Source organism: Pelomonas cellulosilytica, assembly GCF_021353265.1.
GTDB classification, from domain to species: Bacteria; Pseudomonadota; Gammaproteobacteria; order Burkholderiales; family Burkholderiaceae_C; genus Pelomonas; species Pelomonas cellulosilytica.
The window spans coordinates 46356-62287 of the sequence record NZ_JAJTWU010000005.1 but is presented as its reverse complement, the minus strand read 5'-3'; the positions used below and the strand labels follow the sequence as shown (position 1 = coordinate 62287).

The following is a 15932-nucleotide window of genomic DNA, read 5'->3' as shown; positions in this document are numbered from 1 at the left end:
GGCACACCTCGCATGCGCAGCCGGGCCGACCACGCCACCTACGCCGCCCAGGCTGAGGGCAAGAGCCGACACGCCCTCATCGTCAGCGAGCTGGGGCTGGCCATCGTGGGCGGCAAGCTCAAGCCCGGTGACAAGCTGCCGCCCGAGCCGCAGCTGCTGGAGCGCTACGAGATCAGCCGGCCCGTGATGCGCGAGGCCGTGCGCGTGCTCGTCGCCAAGGGGCTGGTCGTGTCGCGCCAGCGGGCCGGCGCCATCGTGCGGCCCCGCAACGAATGGCACCTGCTGGACCCGGACGTGCTGTACTGGCTCATCCAGGCCCAGCCGCAGCGCGACTTCGTGCAGACACTGCTGGAAGTTCGCCGCATCTTCGAACCCGCCGCCGCCGCGCTGGCCGCTCGCGTCGCGACGGACGGGCAGCTGCAGTCCATCGCGGCTGCCTACGCCGGCATGGCCGCCGCCCGCACGACGGCCGAGCTGCTGGAGCCCGACCTGGCTTTCCACCGCCGCATCGCCGAGGCCACCGGCAACGACCTACTCGCCTACATCGGCAACATGCTGTCGCTGGCGCTGCGCGAGTCCATCATCCTGTCCAGCCAGCTGCCCAACACGCACGAGCTGTCGCTGCCGCGGCACAAGGCCATCCTGACCGCGCTGCAGGCGCGAGACGCCCTCGGCGCCCGCCAGGCCACCCTGCTGCAGCTCGAAGAGACGGGTGACGACATCGACACCGTGCTGGCGGCCGATGGCCGCGTCAATCTCGCCTGAGGAGGGGGAACTGCCATGGTCCACGACGACGACGAAGACGCGCTGACCGACGCCAGCCCCAACCCGAACTGGTTCCTGCGCGCGCGGCTGAAAACGCGCCAGTTGCTGCTGCTCATCGCGCTGGACGACGAGCGCAACATCCACCGCGCCGCCGACGTGCTGTGCATGACGCAGCCGGCCGCGTCCAAGCAGCTGAAGGACCTCGAGGACATGCTGGACGTGAAGCTCTTCGAGCGCCACCCGCGCGGCATGGAGCCCACGCTGTACGGCGAGACGATGATCCGCCACGCCCGCATGGCGCTCACGTCGCTGTCGGCTGCGCACGAGGACATCGTGTCGCTGAAGAACGGCCTGGCCGGCCAGGTCGAGGTCGGCGTCATCATGACCCCGGCCATGGGCCTGCTGCCGCGCGCAATCGCGCGCATCAAGCAGCAGGCGCCCAAGCTGCGCATCGGCGTGCACGTGGAGAGCAGCAAGGTGCTTCTGGCCATGCTGCAGCGGGGCACGCTGGACTTCATGATCGGCCGCATCGTTGAGGAGGAAAGCGCCGCCGGCCTGCACTACGAGGAGCTGGCCGTCGAGCCGGTCTGCGCCGTCGCGCGCGTGGGCCATCCGCTGGCCCGCGTCGACAACCTGAAGCTCGCCGACCTGGCCGACCAGCCGTGGATACTGCCACCGCCCGGCAGCATCCTGCGTCACCGTTGGGAGCTGATGTTCCGCCGCGCCGCGCTGGAGCCGCCAGGCAACGTCGTGGACACGACGGCGCTGCTGTTGATCACGGCGCTGCTGCAGCAGACCGACGCGCTGCATGTGATGCCGGTGGAGGTGGCGCGCTACTACGCGTCGCTGAAGGTGCTGGCCATCCTGCCCATCGAACTGCCGTGCCGGATGGATGCCTTCGGCATCATCACGCGCGAAGGGCATCTGATGTCGCCCGGCGCTCGGCAGCTGCTGCACGAAGTGCGGCTGGGCGCGCGCGACCTGTACTGAGCCGCCTCAGGCGTCGTCGGGCTCGCCGAAGGCCGCCTGGAAAGCGTCGGCGAATTCGGCCGACGCGCTGAACGTCAGCGTGACCGTCACCCAGCCGCCGGCCTCGTGCTGCACGAGCAGCTCGTGGTCCCAGTCGAAGCCGTCCTCCACCGGGCCCTGGCGGCCACCGAACTGGACCTGCGCCCAGGCCACCACCCGCGACACCTCGGCCATCACGGCCGGGTGCTCGGTCTCACGCGTGGAGGCCATGGCCTCCAGCGTGAAGACGCCATCGGAACCGTCGCTGAGGTCGAAGAGGAGGTGGGGCATCGGCGGAGTGTCGCTTCGGCACACCCCACCTTAGGGTCAGCGCGTCAGTTCGCCGCCTGACGGTCGCAGGACACGCGCGGATTCCAGTCCGAGAAGCTGCCGCTCGGGTTGTCCTCCCAGGCCCAGACATGCAGCTCGTAGAAGCTGGGCAGCGCATAGCGGTTGGGCTCGCCGACGAAATTCGCCAGGTGCCCGTCCACCGACGGCGCCGTGCCGGCCGGGTTGCGGCTGGCCCACTCGCTGGCGAGCACGAGGTACTCGACGCCCACCAGCCGGTAGCCGCCGCCGCGCTGCGGTTCGTAGATCAGCAGCTCCGGCTCGTCGGCCTTCAACGCGCCGTCGTGCAGGCGATCGGGCTTCAGGAAGTGGACGCCCATGGCACCTTCGTTCGGGCCGCTGACGCAGGGCGTCGCCGGTACCCAGCCTTCGCCGAGTGCCACGTTGATGTCGAGGTAGCGGCGCGTGGCGACCCGCACCTTGTTCACCAGCGGCGAGGACGACGGCAGGCGGTCCCCCGGGCCGCCGCCATGCACATGGCTGGCCGACGCCGGCTCAGCAGCCGGGCCTGCAACCGCGCAGCCCGTGGCGATGGCCGCGGCGGCCAGCAGCGCCAGGCGGCGAGCGACCCGCCGGCAGCGGGACCCGGGCCTGGCCTGCGGCGCGTGGGTCGTGTGAGAGGAGATGGCGCCGCTGCCGGCGAGTGAATCGAGAGAACGATGAGAGAGGTCCATGGGGTTCCTGTCCGCCGGTTCGGCGATGGGTGGGCACGTCGCGGCGCCGTGACCCCGGCGACCGCACGCGAGCCGCAGTGGCCTGAAGCCATCAGTGGTGCGCTCCTGGCAAATCGAGATCCGCCGCCCGAACCCGACATCGGTACCGCGTGAATCAGGCCGGCCCCCTGGGGCCGGGGGGGCTTGTCCGGCTGCCGGCTGCGAATCCGATCTCAAGAAGGTCGAACCCTCAGGGCCCGCGCCGCGGTGCCGGGGTTCGGCGCTGCCGCGGCGGATGCCATGCCTCCCTTCTTCGAGTTCTCCTGCCTCGTCCAACCGCATGTCGCGCTGGCGCTGGCGCTCATCTACACCACCGCCTCGGTCTTCAGCGGCTTGTCCGGCTTCGGCTTCTCGGCCATCGGCTGCTTGAGCCTGCTGGTGCTGCCACCGCCGCTGGCCGTGGCGCTGCTGATGGGCCTGTCGCTGCTGACGCAGCTGGCCAGCTTCGGCTCGCTGCGGCGGGAGCTGCGGCAGCACTTGGGGCCGTGGCGCCGGCGTGACGGCGTGTTGCCCTACCTCGCGGGTGGCACCGTCGGCCTGCCGGTCGGCCTGCACATACTGGGCGCAGCCGGCGCGCCCGCGCTCACCACCGGCCTGGGCCTGCTGCTCATCGCCTATGCCGGCTGGTCGCTGGCCCGGCCCGCCGCGCGGCCGCCGATGGCCGGGGAGCCCAGCCTGCTGCGGCCCTTCCTCGTCGGTGCGGCCGGCGGCGTGGTGGGCGGCTTCTCGGCCTTTCCAGGCTCGGCGGTGGTCGTCTGGCACAGCCTGCGCGGCACCGGCAAGCAGCAGGGGCGAGCGCTGACCCAGCCTTACATCCTGTGGATGCAGTTGGTCGGGCTGGCGCTGCTCGCCGCCACGCAGCCGCAGCTGTTCGGGCACCCGTTCCAGATGGTCTTCGTGGCGGCCGCGCCGCTGACGCTGCTCGGCAACCTGCTGGGTGTGGCCATCTACCGGCGCACCGGCGACGTGGGCTACCGCCAGCTGACGCTGCTGGCGCTGGGTCTGGCGGGCGTGGGCCTGCTGCTCAAGGTGGCGCTGGCATGACCGTCGCAGCGCGTCAGCCGAGGGCCAGCTGCAGCAGCAGGCGCGCCTTTTCCCACTGGCGCTGCACCGTCCGCTCGGAGACCTGCTTCATCGTGGCGATCTCGGCCAGCGTGAAGCCGCAGAAGAAGCGCAGGTCGACGACGTCGGCCAGGTCTGCTTCGAGCGCCGCCAGCGCGTCGATGGCCTCGCTCAGCGGCTCCATCGACTCCGGTCGCATCACCTCGTCCTGATGGTGCGTGTCCAGCGCGGTGATGACCACGTCGCCGCCTCGCTTCATCGCGCGGGACGCCCGGAGCTGGTCCACCATCAGGCCGCGCATCGTGCGCGCCGCGTAGGCCAGGAACCGGCCCGGCCCGTCGAAGGCCAGCGAACGCCGCTGGTGGATGTCCAGCCAGGCTTCATGGACCAGCGTGCCCGTGCCGACGAGATGCTGCCCGCCGCTGCGGCGCACCTCGCGGCGCGCCAAGCGCGACAGCTCGGCATACAGCGTATTGAAGAGCTCCGACGCGGCGGTAGGCTGGCAGCCGGGTGCCTGGTGGCAAGGGCCTGGAGAAGCGTCCATGGAGGATGATCCGTTGTCAGAAAGCGCGGCTGGCCAGCACGAAGGCGCTGGCGAACGCCGTGCCAAGGCAGGCCCCCACCGCCAGCGCGGCCAGCAGGTCCGGAGGCGGCGGCTCGCGGGGGACATCGGCCGCGGCCGGGCGCGCGCTCACCGGCTCGCCGCGCAGGTAGCGGCGCACATCGTCCGCGCAGGCTGCCACGCTGGCATAGCGCCCCTGCACGTCCTTGTGCATGGCCTGGGCCACCAAGTGGCTCAGATCGCCCGCCAGGTCCTGCTGCAGGCGCTCAGGCGTGGTGCCGCGTGCGGCGGCGGCCACGGTGGCTGCTGCCGCATCGCCTTGCAAGGCCTGCGCGAGAGCCGGCGGGGCATCCTGCACGGCTTGGCGCATCCAGGCCACCGTGTCTACGGCGTCGCCGCGCGGGCTGCGCCCGCACAGCAGCTCGTACATCAGCACACCGAGCGCGTAGATGTCGACCGCCGCCGTGACGGGCTCGCCGAGCAACTGCTCCGGTGCGGCGTAGCGCGGCGTCATCACCGGGCGGCCCTCGGCCGTGACCGGCGGGTGGTCGGCCTCGGGGCCGCCGAGCCGCTTGGCGATGCCGAAATCGAGCAGCTTGACTTGCCCCGCGCGTGTCACCAGCACGTTGGCCGGCTTGACGTCGCGATGCACGAGCTGCTGCGCATGCACGTGTTCGAGGGCCGTCATCAGTTGCAACACCAGCCGCAGCCGGGGCTGCAGGCCCAGCCGGTGCTCGTCGCAGTGCTGGACGATGGAGACGCCGTCCACGTACTCCAGCACCAGATAGGGTTGGCCTGCCGGCGTCACGCCGGCGTGACGCCACCTCGCGATGTGCGGGTGGCACAGGCCGGCCTGCAGCGCGCTCTCCTGCCTGAACCGCTGCTCGGCGGACCGGCCGGCCAGCGACGGATGCAGCAGCTTGATGGCCACCGGTGCCGCCGCGCGGCGGCCGGGTCGGCGGGCGAGCCAGACCGTTCCCGAACCGCCGCGGCCGAGCTCGCGCTCGATGCGGTAGATGCCGATGCGCCGGTCCACCCAGCCGGGTTCGTCCAGCCCGGCTGCCAGCGTGCCGCTGAGGAAACCGGTCTGCTGCGCCCGTCGGGCGGCGCGCAGCGCCGCATGCATGCGCACGGCGAGCCGGGGCTCGTCGTGTTCCAGCCGCTGCAGGCGTTCGCGCCGGAGCGGTTCGTCGAGGTCGAGGATCTCGTCCATCCACCGGCTGAACCGCGCCCAGTCCTCGGGGTCAGTGACCCAGTGCGAGACCCGGGAAGCGCCCGGGTCGGGCGCGTCCTCGTCCATCACTCGGCCGTCGAGGGATCGATGATTGTGCGCACCTGGGATACCTTGTCGCACGGGAAGCCGCCCTCGGCGGCATGGCGGCGGATCGCGGCTTCGTCCGGCGCCAGGTAGATGCAATAGAGCCGATCATCCGTGACATAACTCTGAATCCACTGAATGCCGGGGCCCATGCGATTGAGCACGGCGCACGAGCGCTGCGAGACCGCCTTGAGGTCGCCGGTTGTCAGCTGGCCGGCGCCGGGAATGTTTCTCTCGATGACGAACTTGGGCATGAAAGCTCCTAGGGAATGAAAGGAACGCCATGGTCCGCAAAGGCCTGCGCCACGTCCTTAAGCGCGAATGAAATCCGCATGAAATCGACCCCGCCATCGCCACCGCCGCTGCAACTCAAGGCCGAAACGGCCGATGCGCCGCTGCGGCACGAGTACCGGTTCGGCGACTTCCTGCTGCGTCCGGCCGAGCGCCAGCTGCTGCTGGCCGGAGAGACCGTTGCCATCACCGCCCGCGCCTTCGATGTGCTGGTGCTGCTCGTGCAGCGCAGCGGCCACCTGGTGACGAAAGACCAGCTCATGCAGCAGGTGTGGGGCGGCGTCGTCGTGGAAGACAACAACATCGCCGTGCAGGTGGCCCAGCTGCGCAAGCTGGTCGGTGCGCGGGCCATCGCCACCATCTCAGGCGTGGGCTACCGGTTCACGCTGACACCCGAGGCCATCGATGCCGACGCGCGCGCGCAAGAGGCCGCGCCAGCGCCCGTCGAGCTGCCGCCGGGCAACCTGCCGGCGCGGGCGCCGGCGCTGATCGGTCGCGACGACGAGATGACCCGCCTGACGGCGCTATTGAGCGAACACCCGCTCGTGACCCTCGTGGGCGCCGCGGGCGTCGGCAAGACGCATCTGGCGATGGCCGCCGCGCGACACCGGGCCGCGCACCACCCGGACGGTGTCTTCTGGGTCGAGCTTGCGCCGCTGACGGACCCGGCGCAGGTGGCGCCGCTGCTGCTGCGAGTGCTGGGCATCAAGCCGGGCGCCGCGGACGAGCCGCTGGAGGAGCTGCGGCGCAAACTGCGAGCCGCGCGCCTGCTCGTCGTGCTGGACAACGCGGAACACCTCGTCGGCGAGGTCGAGCGTGTGGCTGAAGCGCTGGTGCGGGACACGGAGCGGCTGTCGCTGCTCATCACGAGCCAGGTGCCGCTGCGCACGCCGGCGCAGCAGATCTTCCGGCTCGGCCCGCTGGCTTTGCCCGATGAGGGCGCGACGGTCGAGCAGGTGCAGCGCAGCGGCGCGGTCCAGTTGCTGGCGCAGCGCGCCGCGGGGTCCGGCAGCGCGCTGCAGTGGGACGCGGCCAGCGCCGTCATCGCCTCCGGCATCTGCCGGGAGCTGGACGGTAATGCGCTTGCCATCGAGTTGGCGGCCGCGCGGCTGCCGTCGCTGGGCATTGCGGGCCTGGCGGCACGGTTGCACCAGCGGCTGGGCCTGCTGTCGCCGTCATCGCACCCGTCCCGGCGCAACGCGCTGGCCGTGGCGTTCGACTGGAGCCACGGCCTGCTGAGCGACGCCGAGCAGCGGGTGTTCCGCTGGCTGTCGGTCTTCCCCGGCTCGTTCGACCTGGACGCGGCCGCCTCGTGCCTGGCCGACGACACGATGACGACGACGCGCGTCGTCGAGATCATCCTGGACCTTGTCGACCGGTCGCTCGTCACGCAGGACCGCGCGAATGCGCCCCGCTACCGGCTGCTCGAAACGGCCCGTCTGTTCGCACAGGACAAGCTGGAGGCCTCGGGCGAGGCCCGGGCGGCCCGGCAGGCCTTCATGCGGGGCATCCGCCGGCTGTTCGAGCAGAGCTTCGACGAGCACTGGCAGCTGCCCACGCGCAGCTGGGCCGCACGCTGGGCTCCGGAGATCGACAACCTCCGCGCGGCCATCGACCTGGCGCTGGAGGCCGACGCCGAGACGGCAATCGCGCTGTACGGCACGGGCTGGCCGCTTTGGCTGACGCTGCTGCAGCATGCCGAGGCGCGCTCGCGCGGCGAGCTCTTGTCGCACAGGCTGGGCCCGCAGACGCCGTCGCCGGTGGCCGCCAGGTTCTGGGAGGGCGTGACGCGCGCCAACAGCACGGAGTACCCGCAGCACGCGCGCACGACGGCCGAGCGGGCGGCGCGGCTGTATGCCGAGCTGGGCGACGCGCGCGGCCAGTACATGGCGTGGGCCGAATATGCGTTCAACTGGCGCGTGGACCATCCGCAGGCGCGGCGGGCGATGGCGCTGGCCAAGGCGGTCGAGGACCCGCGCTGGCCGTCCAACATCCTGTCGCGCGGGCGCACGACGGAAGCCACGCTGGAGCTGACTGCCGGCCGGACGACCGAGGCGCGCGAACTGCTGCAGTCGGTGCTGGACCTGTGCCGCCGCGACGGCGACGTGGAAGGCGAGCTGCGCGCCGGCGTCAACCTGGCCGATGTCGAGCGCGCCGCGGGCGAGCTGGACCGCTCTGTCGCGCGCAGCGAGACGTTGCTGCCGCTGATCCCGAAGGACGGCTCGTCGCCGGCCGAGTTCAGCGTCCTCGGCAACCTGATCGGCGCGCTCGTGGCGCAGGGCAACCTGGCGCGTGCGAAGGAGATCGTGGCCGAGTGTGCGCGCCGGCAGCGGCGGCTGGCGTCAGACAACTTGTGGTGCGCGCTGGACGCCCTGGCCTTGCTGCATGCGCTCGAGCAGCGCTGGCAGACGGCCGGGCAACTGGCGGGTGCGGCCGACCGTGCCTATCGCGACCGCGGCCAGGAGCACCGGCAGCCCAACGAGGTCGCCGACCGCGAGCGGCTGGACCGCCTGCTGGCGGCCCAGGTGGACGGGAACCAACTGGCGCGATGGAAGTCCGAAGGCGACGCGCTGGACGTGAGCCAGGTCTGGCAGCTGGCGCTGTCGATCGGCGGCGACGCGCAGTCCTAAAGGCCTTCGAACGGGTTGGCCCATGCGGGAATCTGCGCGAGCTGTCCCGCCCAGCGGCTGATGGCCGGGTAGGCCGACAGATCGATGCGGGCTTGCTGCGCGAACGGCAGCGCTGCGCCCACCCGGAAGTCGGCGTAAGTCAGCGTGTCGCCCAGCATCCAGCGCCGCTGTGCGAGATGCGCGTCCAGGATGGGGGCCAGGCGCTTGAGCTCCGCCGCATGCCCTGCCATGACGCTGTCGCTCAACGGCGCCAGGCCGTAACGCGGCACGACAAGGTGCTGGAAGTAGAAGCCCGAGCAGGCCTGCCCCCAGTGCATGGCCGACCAGCTCAGCCAGCGCAGCATTTCGGGCAGCAGCTCCCCGTCGGGGAAGAAGTCGGTGCGGCCGCACCGCCGCGACAGCTGGCAGACGATGGCGTCCGTCTCCCACAGGCTGGGGCCGTCGTCGCCGGCCAGCACCGGCACGCGCAGGTTGGGGTTCAGCGGCGCGAACGCCTCGGCGTTGCCAGGTGCCAGCGGCGCTGCCGCCTGGTATCGGACGGGCGCCTCCAGGTAGCGCGCCGCTGCAACGCAGAGCCGGGGATTCAGGTTGTCGGAGTAGTAGAGCGTCAGCATGGCAAGGCCTCGGGGGGGTGATGACTTACGACGAACGAAGCCGGGCGGGATCGACAACCCGGCGCACCACCTCGCCTCAGCCCTGGGTCTTGCGCAGCGACAGCAGCCGCTGCACGGCGCAGAAGACAAACAGCAGCGCACCGATGACGATCTTGGTCCACCAGCTGCTGAGCGTGCCGTCGAAGGCGATCAGCGTCTGGATCAGGCCCAGGACCAGCACGCCCGACAGCGCGCCGGCCACGTAGCCGTAACCGCCCGTCAGCACGGTGCCGCCGATGACGACGGCGGCGATTGCGTCCAGCTCCACGCCCTGGCCGTGCTGGCCGTAGCCGCTGAGCATGTAGAACGCGAACAGCAGGCCGGCCAGCGACGCGCAGAAGCCGCTCAGGCCGTAGACGGCAATCTTCGTGCGGCCCACGGCCAGGCCCATCATCAGCGCGGAAGTCTCGCTGCCACCCAACGCATAGACGGTGCGACCGAAGGCCGTGCAGTGCGCCACCCACAGGCCCGCGCCGAGCACGCCGAGCGCGATGACCGCGCCGGGCGACAGGAAGGCGCCGCCGAACAGCGGGATCTGCGTCTGCGACAGCGTGACGAACAGCGGCGCATCGATGGTGACGCTGTCGACGCTGATCAGGAAGCACAGGCCGCGCGCGAGGAACATGCCGGCCAGCGTGACGATGAAGGGCTGCAGCCTGAACACGTGGATGACGACGCCCTGCAGCGCGCCGAAGGTCGCGCCGCCCAGCAGCACGGTCACGATGACCACCTCGGCGGGCCAGTGCGCCACCTGCAGCAGCCAGGCGGCGACCATCGTCGTCAGCGCCAGCACGGAGCCCACCGACAGGTCAATGCCGCCGGACAGGATGACAAAGCTCATGCCTACCGCGATGACGAGCAGGAAGGCGTTGTCGATGAGCAGGTTCAGCACCACCTGCGGCGATGCAAAGCCGGTGTAGTTGACCGCGCCGCCGATGAACAGCAGCACCAGCAGAGCCACGCTGACCCAGCTGGTGAATGAAGGCGCCGAAAGCAGACGCTTCATGCCGACCTCCTCGACCAGATGGACGACTGCGAGATGCAGACCGCGAACACGACGATGGCCTTGACGACCATCGTCACCTGCGGCGGCACGCCCAGCGCGTAGATGGTGGACGTGAGCGTCTGGATGATCAGCGCGCCGACGAGGCTGCCGGCCAGGCTGAACTTGCCGCCGCTCAGCTGACCGCCGCCCAGCGTGACGGCCAGGATGGCGTCCAGCTCCAGCAGCAGGCCGGCGTTGTTGGCGTCGGCGCTCTTGATGTTGGACGCGATCATCAGCCCGGCCAGGCCCGCGCCGAGGCTGCAGTAGACGTAGACGAAGAAGACGATGGCCGCGGTGCGCACGCCCGCCAGCCGCGCGGCGACGGGGTTGATGCCCACCGTCTGGATGAACAGGCCCAGCGCCGTGCGCTGCATCAGCAGCGCGGTGAGGCCCGCCACGGTCGCCACGACGAACAGCGACACCGGCAGGCCCAGCAGGTAGCCGCCGCCCAGCCAGAAGAAGCTGGCCGGCTCGTAGACGGTGATGATCTGGCCGTCTGTCAGCAGCTGGGCCAGGCCTCGCCCGGCGACCATCAGGATCAGCGTCGCGATGATGGGCTGCAGGCCCAGCGCCGACACCAGCAGGCCGTTCCACAGCCCGCACAGCAGCGCCGCGCCGAGCGCGGCGGCGATGGCGAGGGCCAGACCCTGCGAACCCACCAGCACGCAGCCCACCGTGGCGGCGATGGCGACGACGGCGCCCACCGACACGTCGATGCCGCGCGTCGCGATGACCAGCGTCATGCCCAGCGCCGCGAGCATCAGTGGCGCGGCGCGGTGAAGGATGTCGATCAGGTTGCCGTAGAGGTGGCCGTCCTTGATCTCAAGATGCAGGAAGCCCGGCACGCTGGCGGCGGCAACCGCCAGCAGCAAGGCCAGCGCCGCGACGGGCCGGGCCAGGGGGTGGCGCCACAAAGGGGCGGACGAGGGGCGAGAGGGCATGGTGGCGGAAGACAGGCTCATCGTGGAGCCGGGAACTGCAGGTCTGCGGCGAGGCCGCGGTAATCGAGGTGGCGCACGGGCGCGGCGCGGCCGGATGCTGCGATGAGTTTCACGTCCAGTCGACGACGCTCGACGAGGCCCGGGAAGCGGCCTTCGCGCGCGCTGACGTGCAGCACGCGGCGCGCGTCGTCCCAGCGCAGCGTGACGGTGGCGCGCTGGCCCTTCTCGTACGCGTACGTCTGGCCGTCGTCTTCGTAGAGCGTGAACTCCGCGTCGGCGCCGGCGTAGACGCGCACTTCCAGCGGCGCATCGGGCTTCTGGCTCACGTGCTCCACCACCGGGCCCATTGGCACGATGCTGCCGGCCCGCACGAACAGCGGGAAGCGGTCGAGCGGGTAGGAGGCCTTCACCGTGCTGCCGCCGGCATGCAGCTGCCCGCTCCAGAAGTCGAACCAGTTCGAGCCCGAAGGCAGGCGGGTGGCGATGCGCGGGTCGATGCGGGCCTGCTCGTCAGCCAGCGCCTGCAGCTGGGCCGGCGTGCGCCAGGACAGGCGCAGCGATCGCTCGCCACCGCCTTGGTAGAACTCGACGCGCACGCGCGCGGGCCGGTCCTTCTGCAGCACGACCTTCGCGGTCTGGCGCCGGGTGGCGCCGTTCTTCCAGTCGTCGATGACGAGCTTGTCGTCGAGCCAGAGGCGGAAGCCGTCGTCGCCTTCCAGCCCGATCTCGTACTCGCCCGCCTCGGGTGCCACCAGCTGGCCCTGCCAGCGCGCCGAGAAGTTGTTGATGCTGCCCAGTCCCGGCGGAAAGCTGCTCAGCGGCGGCTCGGGCCAGTTGTGGTCGACCGTGTTGTCGACCGCATGGCCGGCCTCGCGGTCGAAGTGGGTGCCGTCGTAGTAGGTGACGGCCAGGCCGGGCTGGCCCTCGGGCGTGCGCAGCGCGGTGGCGGGCACCGTGTCGGCGCGAGGTAGCTCGGGGTATTGGACCGAGCGTGTCACCGGGCGCACGAGGAAGGCGGGGCCGAACATGAACGCGTCGTCGATGCCGCGCAGCGCGGTCTCGTCGGGAAAGTCCATCGCCAGGCCGCGCATCGGGATGTAGCCTTCGTTGTGCGTGCGCCAGGCCAGGCCGTAGTGGTAAGGCAGCAGGCGGTAGCGCAGCTCGGCGGCGCTGCGCAGCGAGCGGTAGAAGGCCGGGTCCAGCGTCTTGAAGTGGTAAGGCTCGCGGACGACGTCGGTGCCGTGGATGCGGTAGACCGGGTTGAAGATGCCGAACTGGTGCCAGCGTGCGAACAGCTCCCGGTAGGCCGGGTTGCGCTCGCCGCCGGGGTAGCTGACGAAGAAGCCGCCGGTGTCCTGCGTCCAGTACGGTTGGCCGCCCATGCCCACGTTCAGGCCGCCCGAAATCTGCGCGCGGAAGGTGGCCCAGCTGGCCCGCGTGTCGCCCGACCACGCGAAGGCGCCGTAGCGCTGCTGGCCGGCCCAGGCGGAGCGGGTCAGCGTCAGCACGCGCTGGTCGCCACGCGGACCGGGCAGGGCGCGCTGGCCCTCATAAACGCCACGCGTCGTGAGCAGGCTGTAGACGTTGAGGTAGCGCGCGAAGTCGCCCATCGCGTTGCGGCCCATGGCCTTGATGTCGCGCTCCACGGTGCCCGGGTCGTGCGCGGCGCCGCTGACCTCGACCTCGGTGCCATCCATCCACAGCGCATCGACGCCGACGTCGAGCAGGCCTTTCTTCAGGTGGCGGAAGTAGATCTCGCGGCCTTCGGCGCTGAAGGCGTCGTAGATCTGCGCCTGGCTGGCTACGCCTTCCATCGGCCCGAAGCGCAGACCGTGGGCATCCAGCTCGCGGGCCAGCGCAGTGTTGTTGCCGACCGAGGGCCAGATCGAGATCATGAACTGCGCGTGCAGGTCACGATGCAGCGTGTCGATCATCGCGCGCGGATCGGGGTAACGCGAGGCGTCCCAGATCATGCCGCTCCACGTGCCGTCGGCGGCGCCGCCCCAGTACTGCCAGTCCTGCACGATGTTGTCGAGCGGGAAGTGGTCGGCGCGGAAGCGCCGCACGACGTCCAGCACCTGCGCCTGCGTCTGGTAGCGCTCCTTGCTCATGAAGAGGCCGAAGGCGCTCTTCGGGAACATCGGTGCGGCGCCGGTCAGGTGGCGGTAGCCGGCCATCACGTCGTCCATCGACGAGCCGGCGACGAGGTAGTAGTCGGCGCCGGCCGGCGCGCTCTCGGCCCAGAAGCGCGCGCCCTGCGCGTCGTCGGTGAAGCGCATTTTGGAATACACGTCCCACAGCACACCCCAGCGCCGCGTGGACACCATGAACGGCAGCACGATGCCGATGTTGGTCTGCACCATCAGCACGTCGCGGCCGCGGTAGTCCCAGTACGGCTCGTTGTACTGGCCGAGGCCGTAGAGCGACTCGTCCGGCGCGAGGCTGAAGGCCTGCGTCATCGTGTAGGTCGGCGCGCCGGAGAAGCTCGCCGGTTTCAGCGCCGCCGGCGCCTGCTCGCGTGTCAGCGGGCTGCCATCGGCCCGCTGGAAGGCGAGCGCGCCGCTGCGCCGGTCGATCTGCACGCGCAGCGCGGCACTGGCCAGCACGAGCGTGTCGGCCGTTTCCTGGATGTCAAAGGCGGGCGCCTGCGGCTGCGCCACGACGACGAGACTGGGCTGCGTTGCGTGGCTCTCGCCCAGGTTGGTCGTCACGCGGACGATGCCGGGGCCGTAGAACAGCACGTTGCGCGTCAGTGCGCCGAGCTGCAGCTGCACGCCGGACTCCAGCCGCTTCCACGCCAGGCCCTGAGCGGCAGCAGCGAGCGGCAGCCGTTGCGGCTGGCCCAGCGCATCCAGGCCGGTGTCGGCCTGCGCGGCCGGCAATGCGACCGCCAGCAGGCCCGCGACGAGCGCGGTGGTAAACGCGGTGGTGAGCGCGCGGCGTGCGCGGAGGTGGCGTTCAGACATCGGTGACGACTTCCGTGGCCGCCGGCTCGGCGGCGATGACTTCGAGCACGCTGCGTTCGTCCAGCTCGCCGCGGCGGTACTCGCCGGCGGCGCGACGGTCGCGCAGCACGACGACGCGGTCGCTGCAGTGCAGCACTTCGGGCAGTTCGGACGAGATGAACAGGATGGACATGCCACTGCCGTCCTCCTTGTGGGCGAGGGCCCGCACGGCGTCCATCAGGTCTTCCTTCGCGCGCACGTCGATGCCGCGCGTCGGTTCGTCCAGGATCAGCACGGCGGGCTCGGTGGCCAGCCAGCGGGCGAACAGCGCCTTCTGCTGGTTGCCGCCGGACAGCTGGCCGATGGGCGTCTCGGCGCTGGCGGTCTTGATGCCCAAGCGCTTGATGTAATCGTCGGCCAGCGCCTGCTGCTGCTCGCGCGTCATGACGAGGCGCAGGCCGGCGCGGGCCTGCAGCGCGAGCAGGATGTTGTCGCGCACCGAGAGGTCGAGGATGGCGCCTTCGTGCTTGCGGTCTTCCGAGCAGAAGGCGATGCCGGCGGCGATGGCCTGGCGCGGCGAATGCCAGCGGCCCTGGTGGCCGTCGGTCTCGACATGGCCGGCATCGGCCGTGTCGGCGCCGAACAGCAGCCGCGCGGCCTCCGTGCGGCCCGAACCCAGCAGGCCCGCGAGGCCCAGCACCTCGCCGCGGCGCAGTTCCAGGTCCAGCGGATGCAGCGCGCCGCGCCGGCCCAGGCCCTGGGCCTTGAGCACCGGTGTGCCGGTGCCGGCGGCTTGGCTGTCCAGCCGCGACGGCTGCTGGTCCGGCGGCGCGCCGACCATCTTGTTGACGAGGGCCAGCCGGCTCAGGTCGGCGGCCAGGTACTCGCCTTCGGTCTCGCCGTTGCGCATGACGGTGATGCGGTCGGCCAGCGCATAGGTCTGGTCGAGGAAGTGCGTGACGAACAGGATGGCAAGGCCCTGCTCACGTAGCCGGCGCAGCACGGTGAAGAGGCGCTGCACGGCTGCGTCGTCGAGGCTGGACGTGGGCTCGTCAAGGATGAGCACGCGGGCCGAAATGCGCAGCGCACGCGCGATGGCCACCATCTGCTGCACCGACAGCGAGTAGCGCGACAGCGGCGCGGTGACGTCGATGTCCAGGTCCATCTGTGCCAGCACGCGGCGGGCCTCGGCGTGGACGGTAGTCCAGTCGATGCGGCCCCACTTGCGGGGGAAGCGGCCGGCGCAGATGTTCTCGGCGACGCTGAGGTTGGGGCAGAGGTTGACTTCCTGGTAGACCGTGCGGATGCCGAGGTCTTGCGCGTCTTCCGTGCGCTTGGGCGCGGTCGGCTGGCCATCGAGCGTGATGGCGCCGGCGTCGGGCTGGTAGAGGCCCGTCAGTACCTTGATGAGGGTCGACTTGCCGGCGCCGTTCTGGCCCATCAGCGCGTGCACTTCGCCGGGGAAGAGGCGAAGGCGCACGTCGGCAAGGGCTTTGACGCCGGTGAAGGATTTGTGGATGCCCGTCAGTTCGAGCACCGGTGCCGTGCTCATGTGTACAGCTCCGTGGTTGGGTTAGCGCCATCGTTCATGCCGGGAATTGCCTGCGGCGAAACCTTCGGTTTTCGCCCCGGCATGGGCCTGGCCATCAAG

Annotated in this window: 14 protein-coding genes; 4 read left to right on the top strand and 10 right to left on the bottom strand. The window is 70.8% G+C overall.

Annotation, left to right across the window (positions count from 1 at the left end; translation table 11 throughout):
• Nucleotides 1–12: 12 nt before the first annotated feature.
• Nucleotides 13–765 carry a FadR/GntR family transcriptional regulator gene (locus LXT13_RS13495; RefSeq protein WP_233372839.1) on the top strand — a complete coding sequence of 251 codons (753 nt, stop codon included), beginning with the start codon at nt 13–15 and terminating at the stop codon, nt 763–765.
• Between the two features lie 15 nt (nt 766–780).
• The gene (locus tag LXT13_RS13490) at nt 781–1755 is read left to right on the top strand and encodes a LysR family transcriptional regulator (RefSeq protein WP_233372446.1); all 975 of its coding nucleotides are present in this window, start codon (nt 781–783) and stop codon (nt 1753–1755) included.
• A gap of 6 nt (nt 1756–1761) precedes the next feature.
• Here LXT13_RS13490 and LXT13_RS13485 read toward each other — a convergent pair whose 3' ends face one another.
• Both LXT13_RS13485 and LXT13_RS13480 read right to left on the bottom strand, forming a co-directional pair.
• Nucleotides 1762–2064 (bottom strand): hypothetical protein, encoded by a 303-nt coding sequence (locus tag LXT13_RS13485; protein WP_233372445.1) that lies wholly within the window; start codon nt 2062–2064, stop codon nt 1762–1764.
• Between the two features lie 44 nt (nt 2065–2108).
• The gene (locus tag LXT13_RS13480; protein ID WP_233372444.1) at nt 2109–2795 is read right to left on the bottom strand and encodes a hypothetical protein; all 687 of its coding nucleotides are present in this window, start codon (nt 2793–2795) and stop codon (nt 2109–2111) included.
• Between the two features lie 279 nt (nt 2796–3074).
• Between LXT13_RS13480 and LXT13_RS13475 the strand changes: the two genes are divergently transcribed.
• Nucleotides 3075–3878 (top strand): TSUP family transporter, encoded by an 804-nt coding sequence (locus LXT13_RS13475; protein ID WP_233372443.1) that lies wholly within the window; start codon nt 3075–3077, stop codon nt 3876–3878.
• 13 nt (nt 3879–3891) lie between these two features.
• Here LXT13_RS13475 and LXT13_RS13470 read toward each other — a convergent pair whose 3' ends face one another.
• From LXT13_RS13470 to LXT13_RS13460, 3 genes are read right to left on the bottom strand one after another with little or no spacing between them, the layout of a single operon-like run.
• A complete protein-coding gene (locus LXT13_RS13470) occupies nt 3892–4440 on the bottom strand; it encodes an ECF-type sigma factor (protein WP_233372442.1) in 549 nt (182 codons plus the stop codon).
• 16 nt (nt 4441–4456) lie between these two features.
• Nucleotides 4457–5758, bottom strand: coding sequence for a serine/threonine protein kinase (locus tag LXT13_RS13465; protein WP_233372441.1), 1302 nt, complete (start codon nt 5756–5758; stop codon nt 4457–4459).
• Complete coding sequence (locus tag LXT13_RS13460) at nt 5758–6030, bottom strand: DUF4242 domain-containing protein (RefSeq protein WP_233372440.1); 273 nt, start codon at nt 6028–6030, stop codon at nt 5758–5760. Before LXT13_RS13460 ends, LXT13_RS13465 begins: the two co-directional genes overlap by 1 nt.
• Before the next feature lie 78 nt (nt 6031–6108).
• Here LXT13_RS13460 and LXT13_RS13455 point away from each other — a divergent pair, with 78 nt between their 5' ends.
• On the top strand, nt 6109–8697 hold the full coding sequence (locus tag LXT13_RS13455; protein ID WP_233372439.1) for an ATP-binding protein: 2589 nt from the start codon (nt 6109–6111) through the stop codon (nt 8695–8697).
• On the opposite strand, the gene LXT13_RS13450 is transcribed toward LXT13_RS13455, so the two are convergent.
• From LXT13_RS13450 to LXT13_RS13430, 5 genes are all read right to left on the bottom strand, one after another.
• Complete coding sequence (locus LXT13_RS13450; RefSeq protein WP_233372438.1) at nt 8694–9311, bottom strand: glutathione S-transferase family protein; 618 nt, start codon at nt 9309–9311, stop codon at nt 8694–8696. The two genes, LXT13_RS13455 and LXT13_RS13450, sit on opposite strands and share 4 nt — an antisense overlap.
• Nucleotides 9312–9387: 76 nt before the next feature.
• Entirely contained in the window at nt 9388–10356 is a 969-nt protein-coding gene (gene yjfF / locus LXT13_RS13445) for a galactofuranose ABC transporter, permease protein YjfF (RefSeq protein ID WP_233372437.1), read from the bottom strand.
• A complete protein-coding gene (locus tag LXT13_RS13440) occupies nt 10353–11336 on the bottom strand; it encodes an ABC transporter permease (protein WP_233372436.1) in 984 nt (327 codons plus the stop codon). Before LXT13_RS13440 ends, yjfF begins: the two co-directional genes overlap by 4 nt.
• Nucleotides 11337–11353: 17 nt before the next feature.
• A complete protein-coding gene (locus LXT13_RS13435) occupies nt 11354–14302 on the bottom strand; it encodes a glycoside hydrolase family 31 protein (RefSeq protein ID WP_233372435.1) in 2949 nt (982 codons plus the stop codon).
• On the bottom strand, nt 14295–15833 hold the full coding sequence (locus tag LXT13_RS13430) for a sugar ABC transporter ATP-binding protein (protein ID WP_233372434.1): 1539 nt from the start codon (nt 15831–15833) through the stop codon (nt 14295–14297). Before LXT13_RS13430 ends, LXT13_RS13435 begins: the two co-directional genes overlap by 8 nt.
• Between the last annotated feature and the right edge of the window lie 99 nt (nt 15834–15932).

Coding starts and splice junctions, on each gene's coding strand:
- LXT13_RS13465 (WP_233372441.1), bottom strand. CDS start 5,758: ATGGACGAGGACGCGCCCGACCCGGGCGCTTCCCGGGTCTCGCACTGG.
- LXT13_RS13490 (WP_233372446.1), top strand. CDS start 781: ATGGTCCACGACGACGACGAAGACGCGCTGACCGACGCCAGCCCCAAC.
- LXT13_RS13440 (WP_233372436.1), bottom strand. CDS start 11,336: ATGCCCTCTCGCCCCTCGTCCGCCCCTTTGTGGCGCCACCCCCTGGCC.
- LXT13_RS13430 (WP_233372434.1), bottom strand. CDS start 15,833: ATGAGCACGGCACCGGTGCTCGAACTGACGGGCATCCACAAATCCTTC.
- LXT13_RS13480 (WP_233372444.1), bottom strand. CDS start 2,795: ATGGACCTCTCTCATCGTTCTCTCGATTCACTCGCCGGCAGCGGCGCC.
- LXT13_RS13475 (WP_233372443.1), top strand. CDS start 3,075: ATGCCTCCCTTCTTCGAGTTCTCCTGCCTCGTCCAACCGCATGTCGCG.
- LXT13_RS13470 (WP_233372442.1), bottom strand. CDS start 4,440: ATGGACGCTTCTCCAGGCCCTTGCCACCAGGCACCCGGCTGCCAGCCT.
- LXT13_RS13450 (WP_233372438.1), bottom strand. CDS start 9,311: ATGCTGACGCTCTACTACTCCGACAACCTGAATCCCCGGCTCTGCGTT.
- yjfF (WP_233372437.1), bottom strand. CDS start 10,356: ATGAAGCGTCTGCTTTCGGCGCCTTCATTCACCAGCTGGGTCAGCGTG.
- LXT13_RS13460 (WP_233372440.1), bottom strand. CDS start 6,030: ATGCCCAAGTTCGTCATCGAGAGAAACATTCCCGGCGCCGGCCAGCTG.
- LXT13_RS13495 (WP_233372839.1), top strand. CDS start 13: ATGCGCAGCCGGGCCGACCACGCCACCTACGCCGCCCAGGCTGAGGGC.
- LXT13_RS13435 (WP_233372435.1), bottom strand. CDS start 14,302: ATGTCTGAACGCCACCTCCGCGCACGCCGCGCGCTCACCACCGCGTTT.
- LXT13_RS13455 (WP_233372439.1), top strand. CDS start 6,109: ATGAAATCGACCCCGCCATCGCCACCGCCGCTGCAACTCAAGGCCGAA.
- LXT13_RS13485 (WP_233372445.1), bottom strand. CDS start 2,064: ATGCCCCACCTCCTCTTCGACCTCAGCGACGGTTCCGATGGCGTCTTC.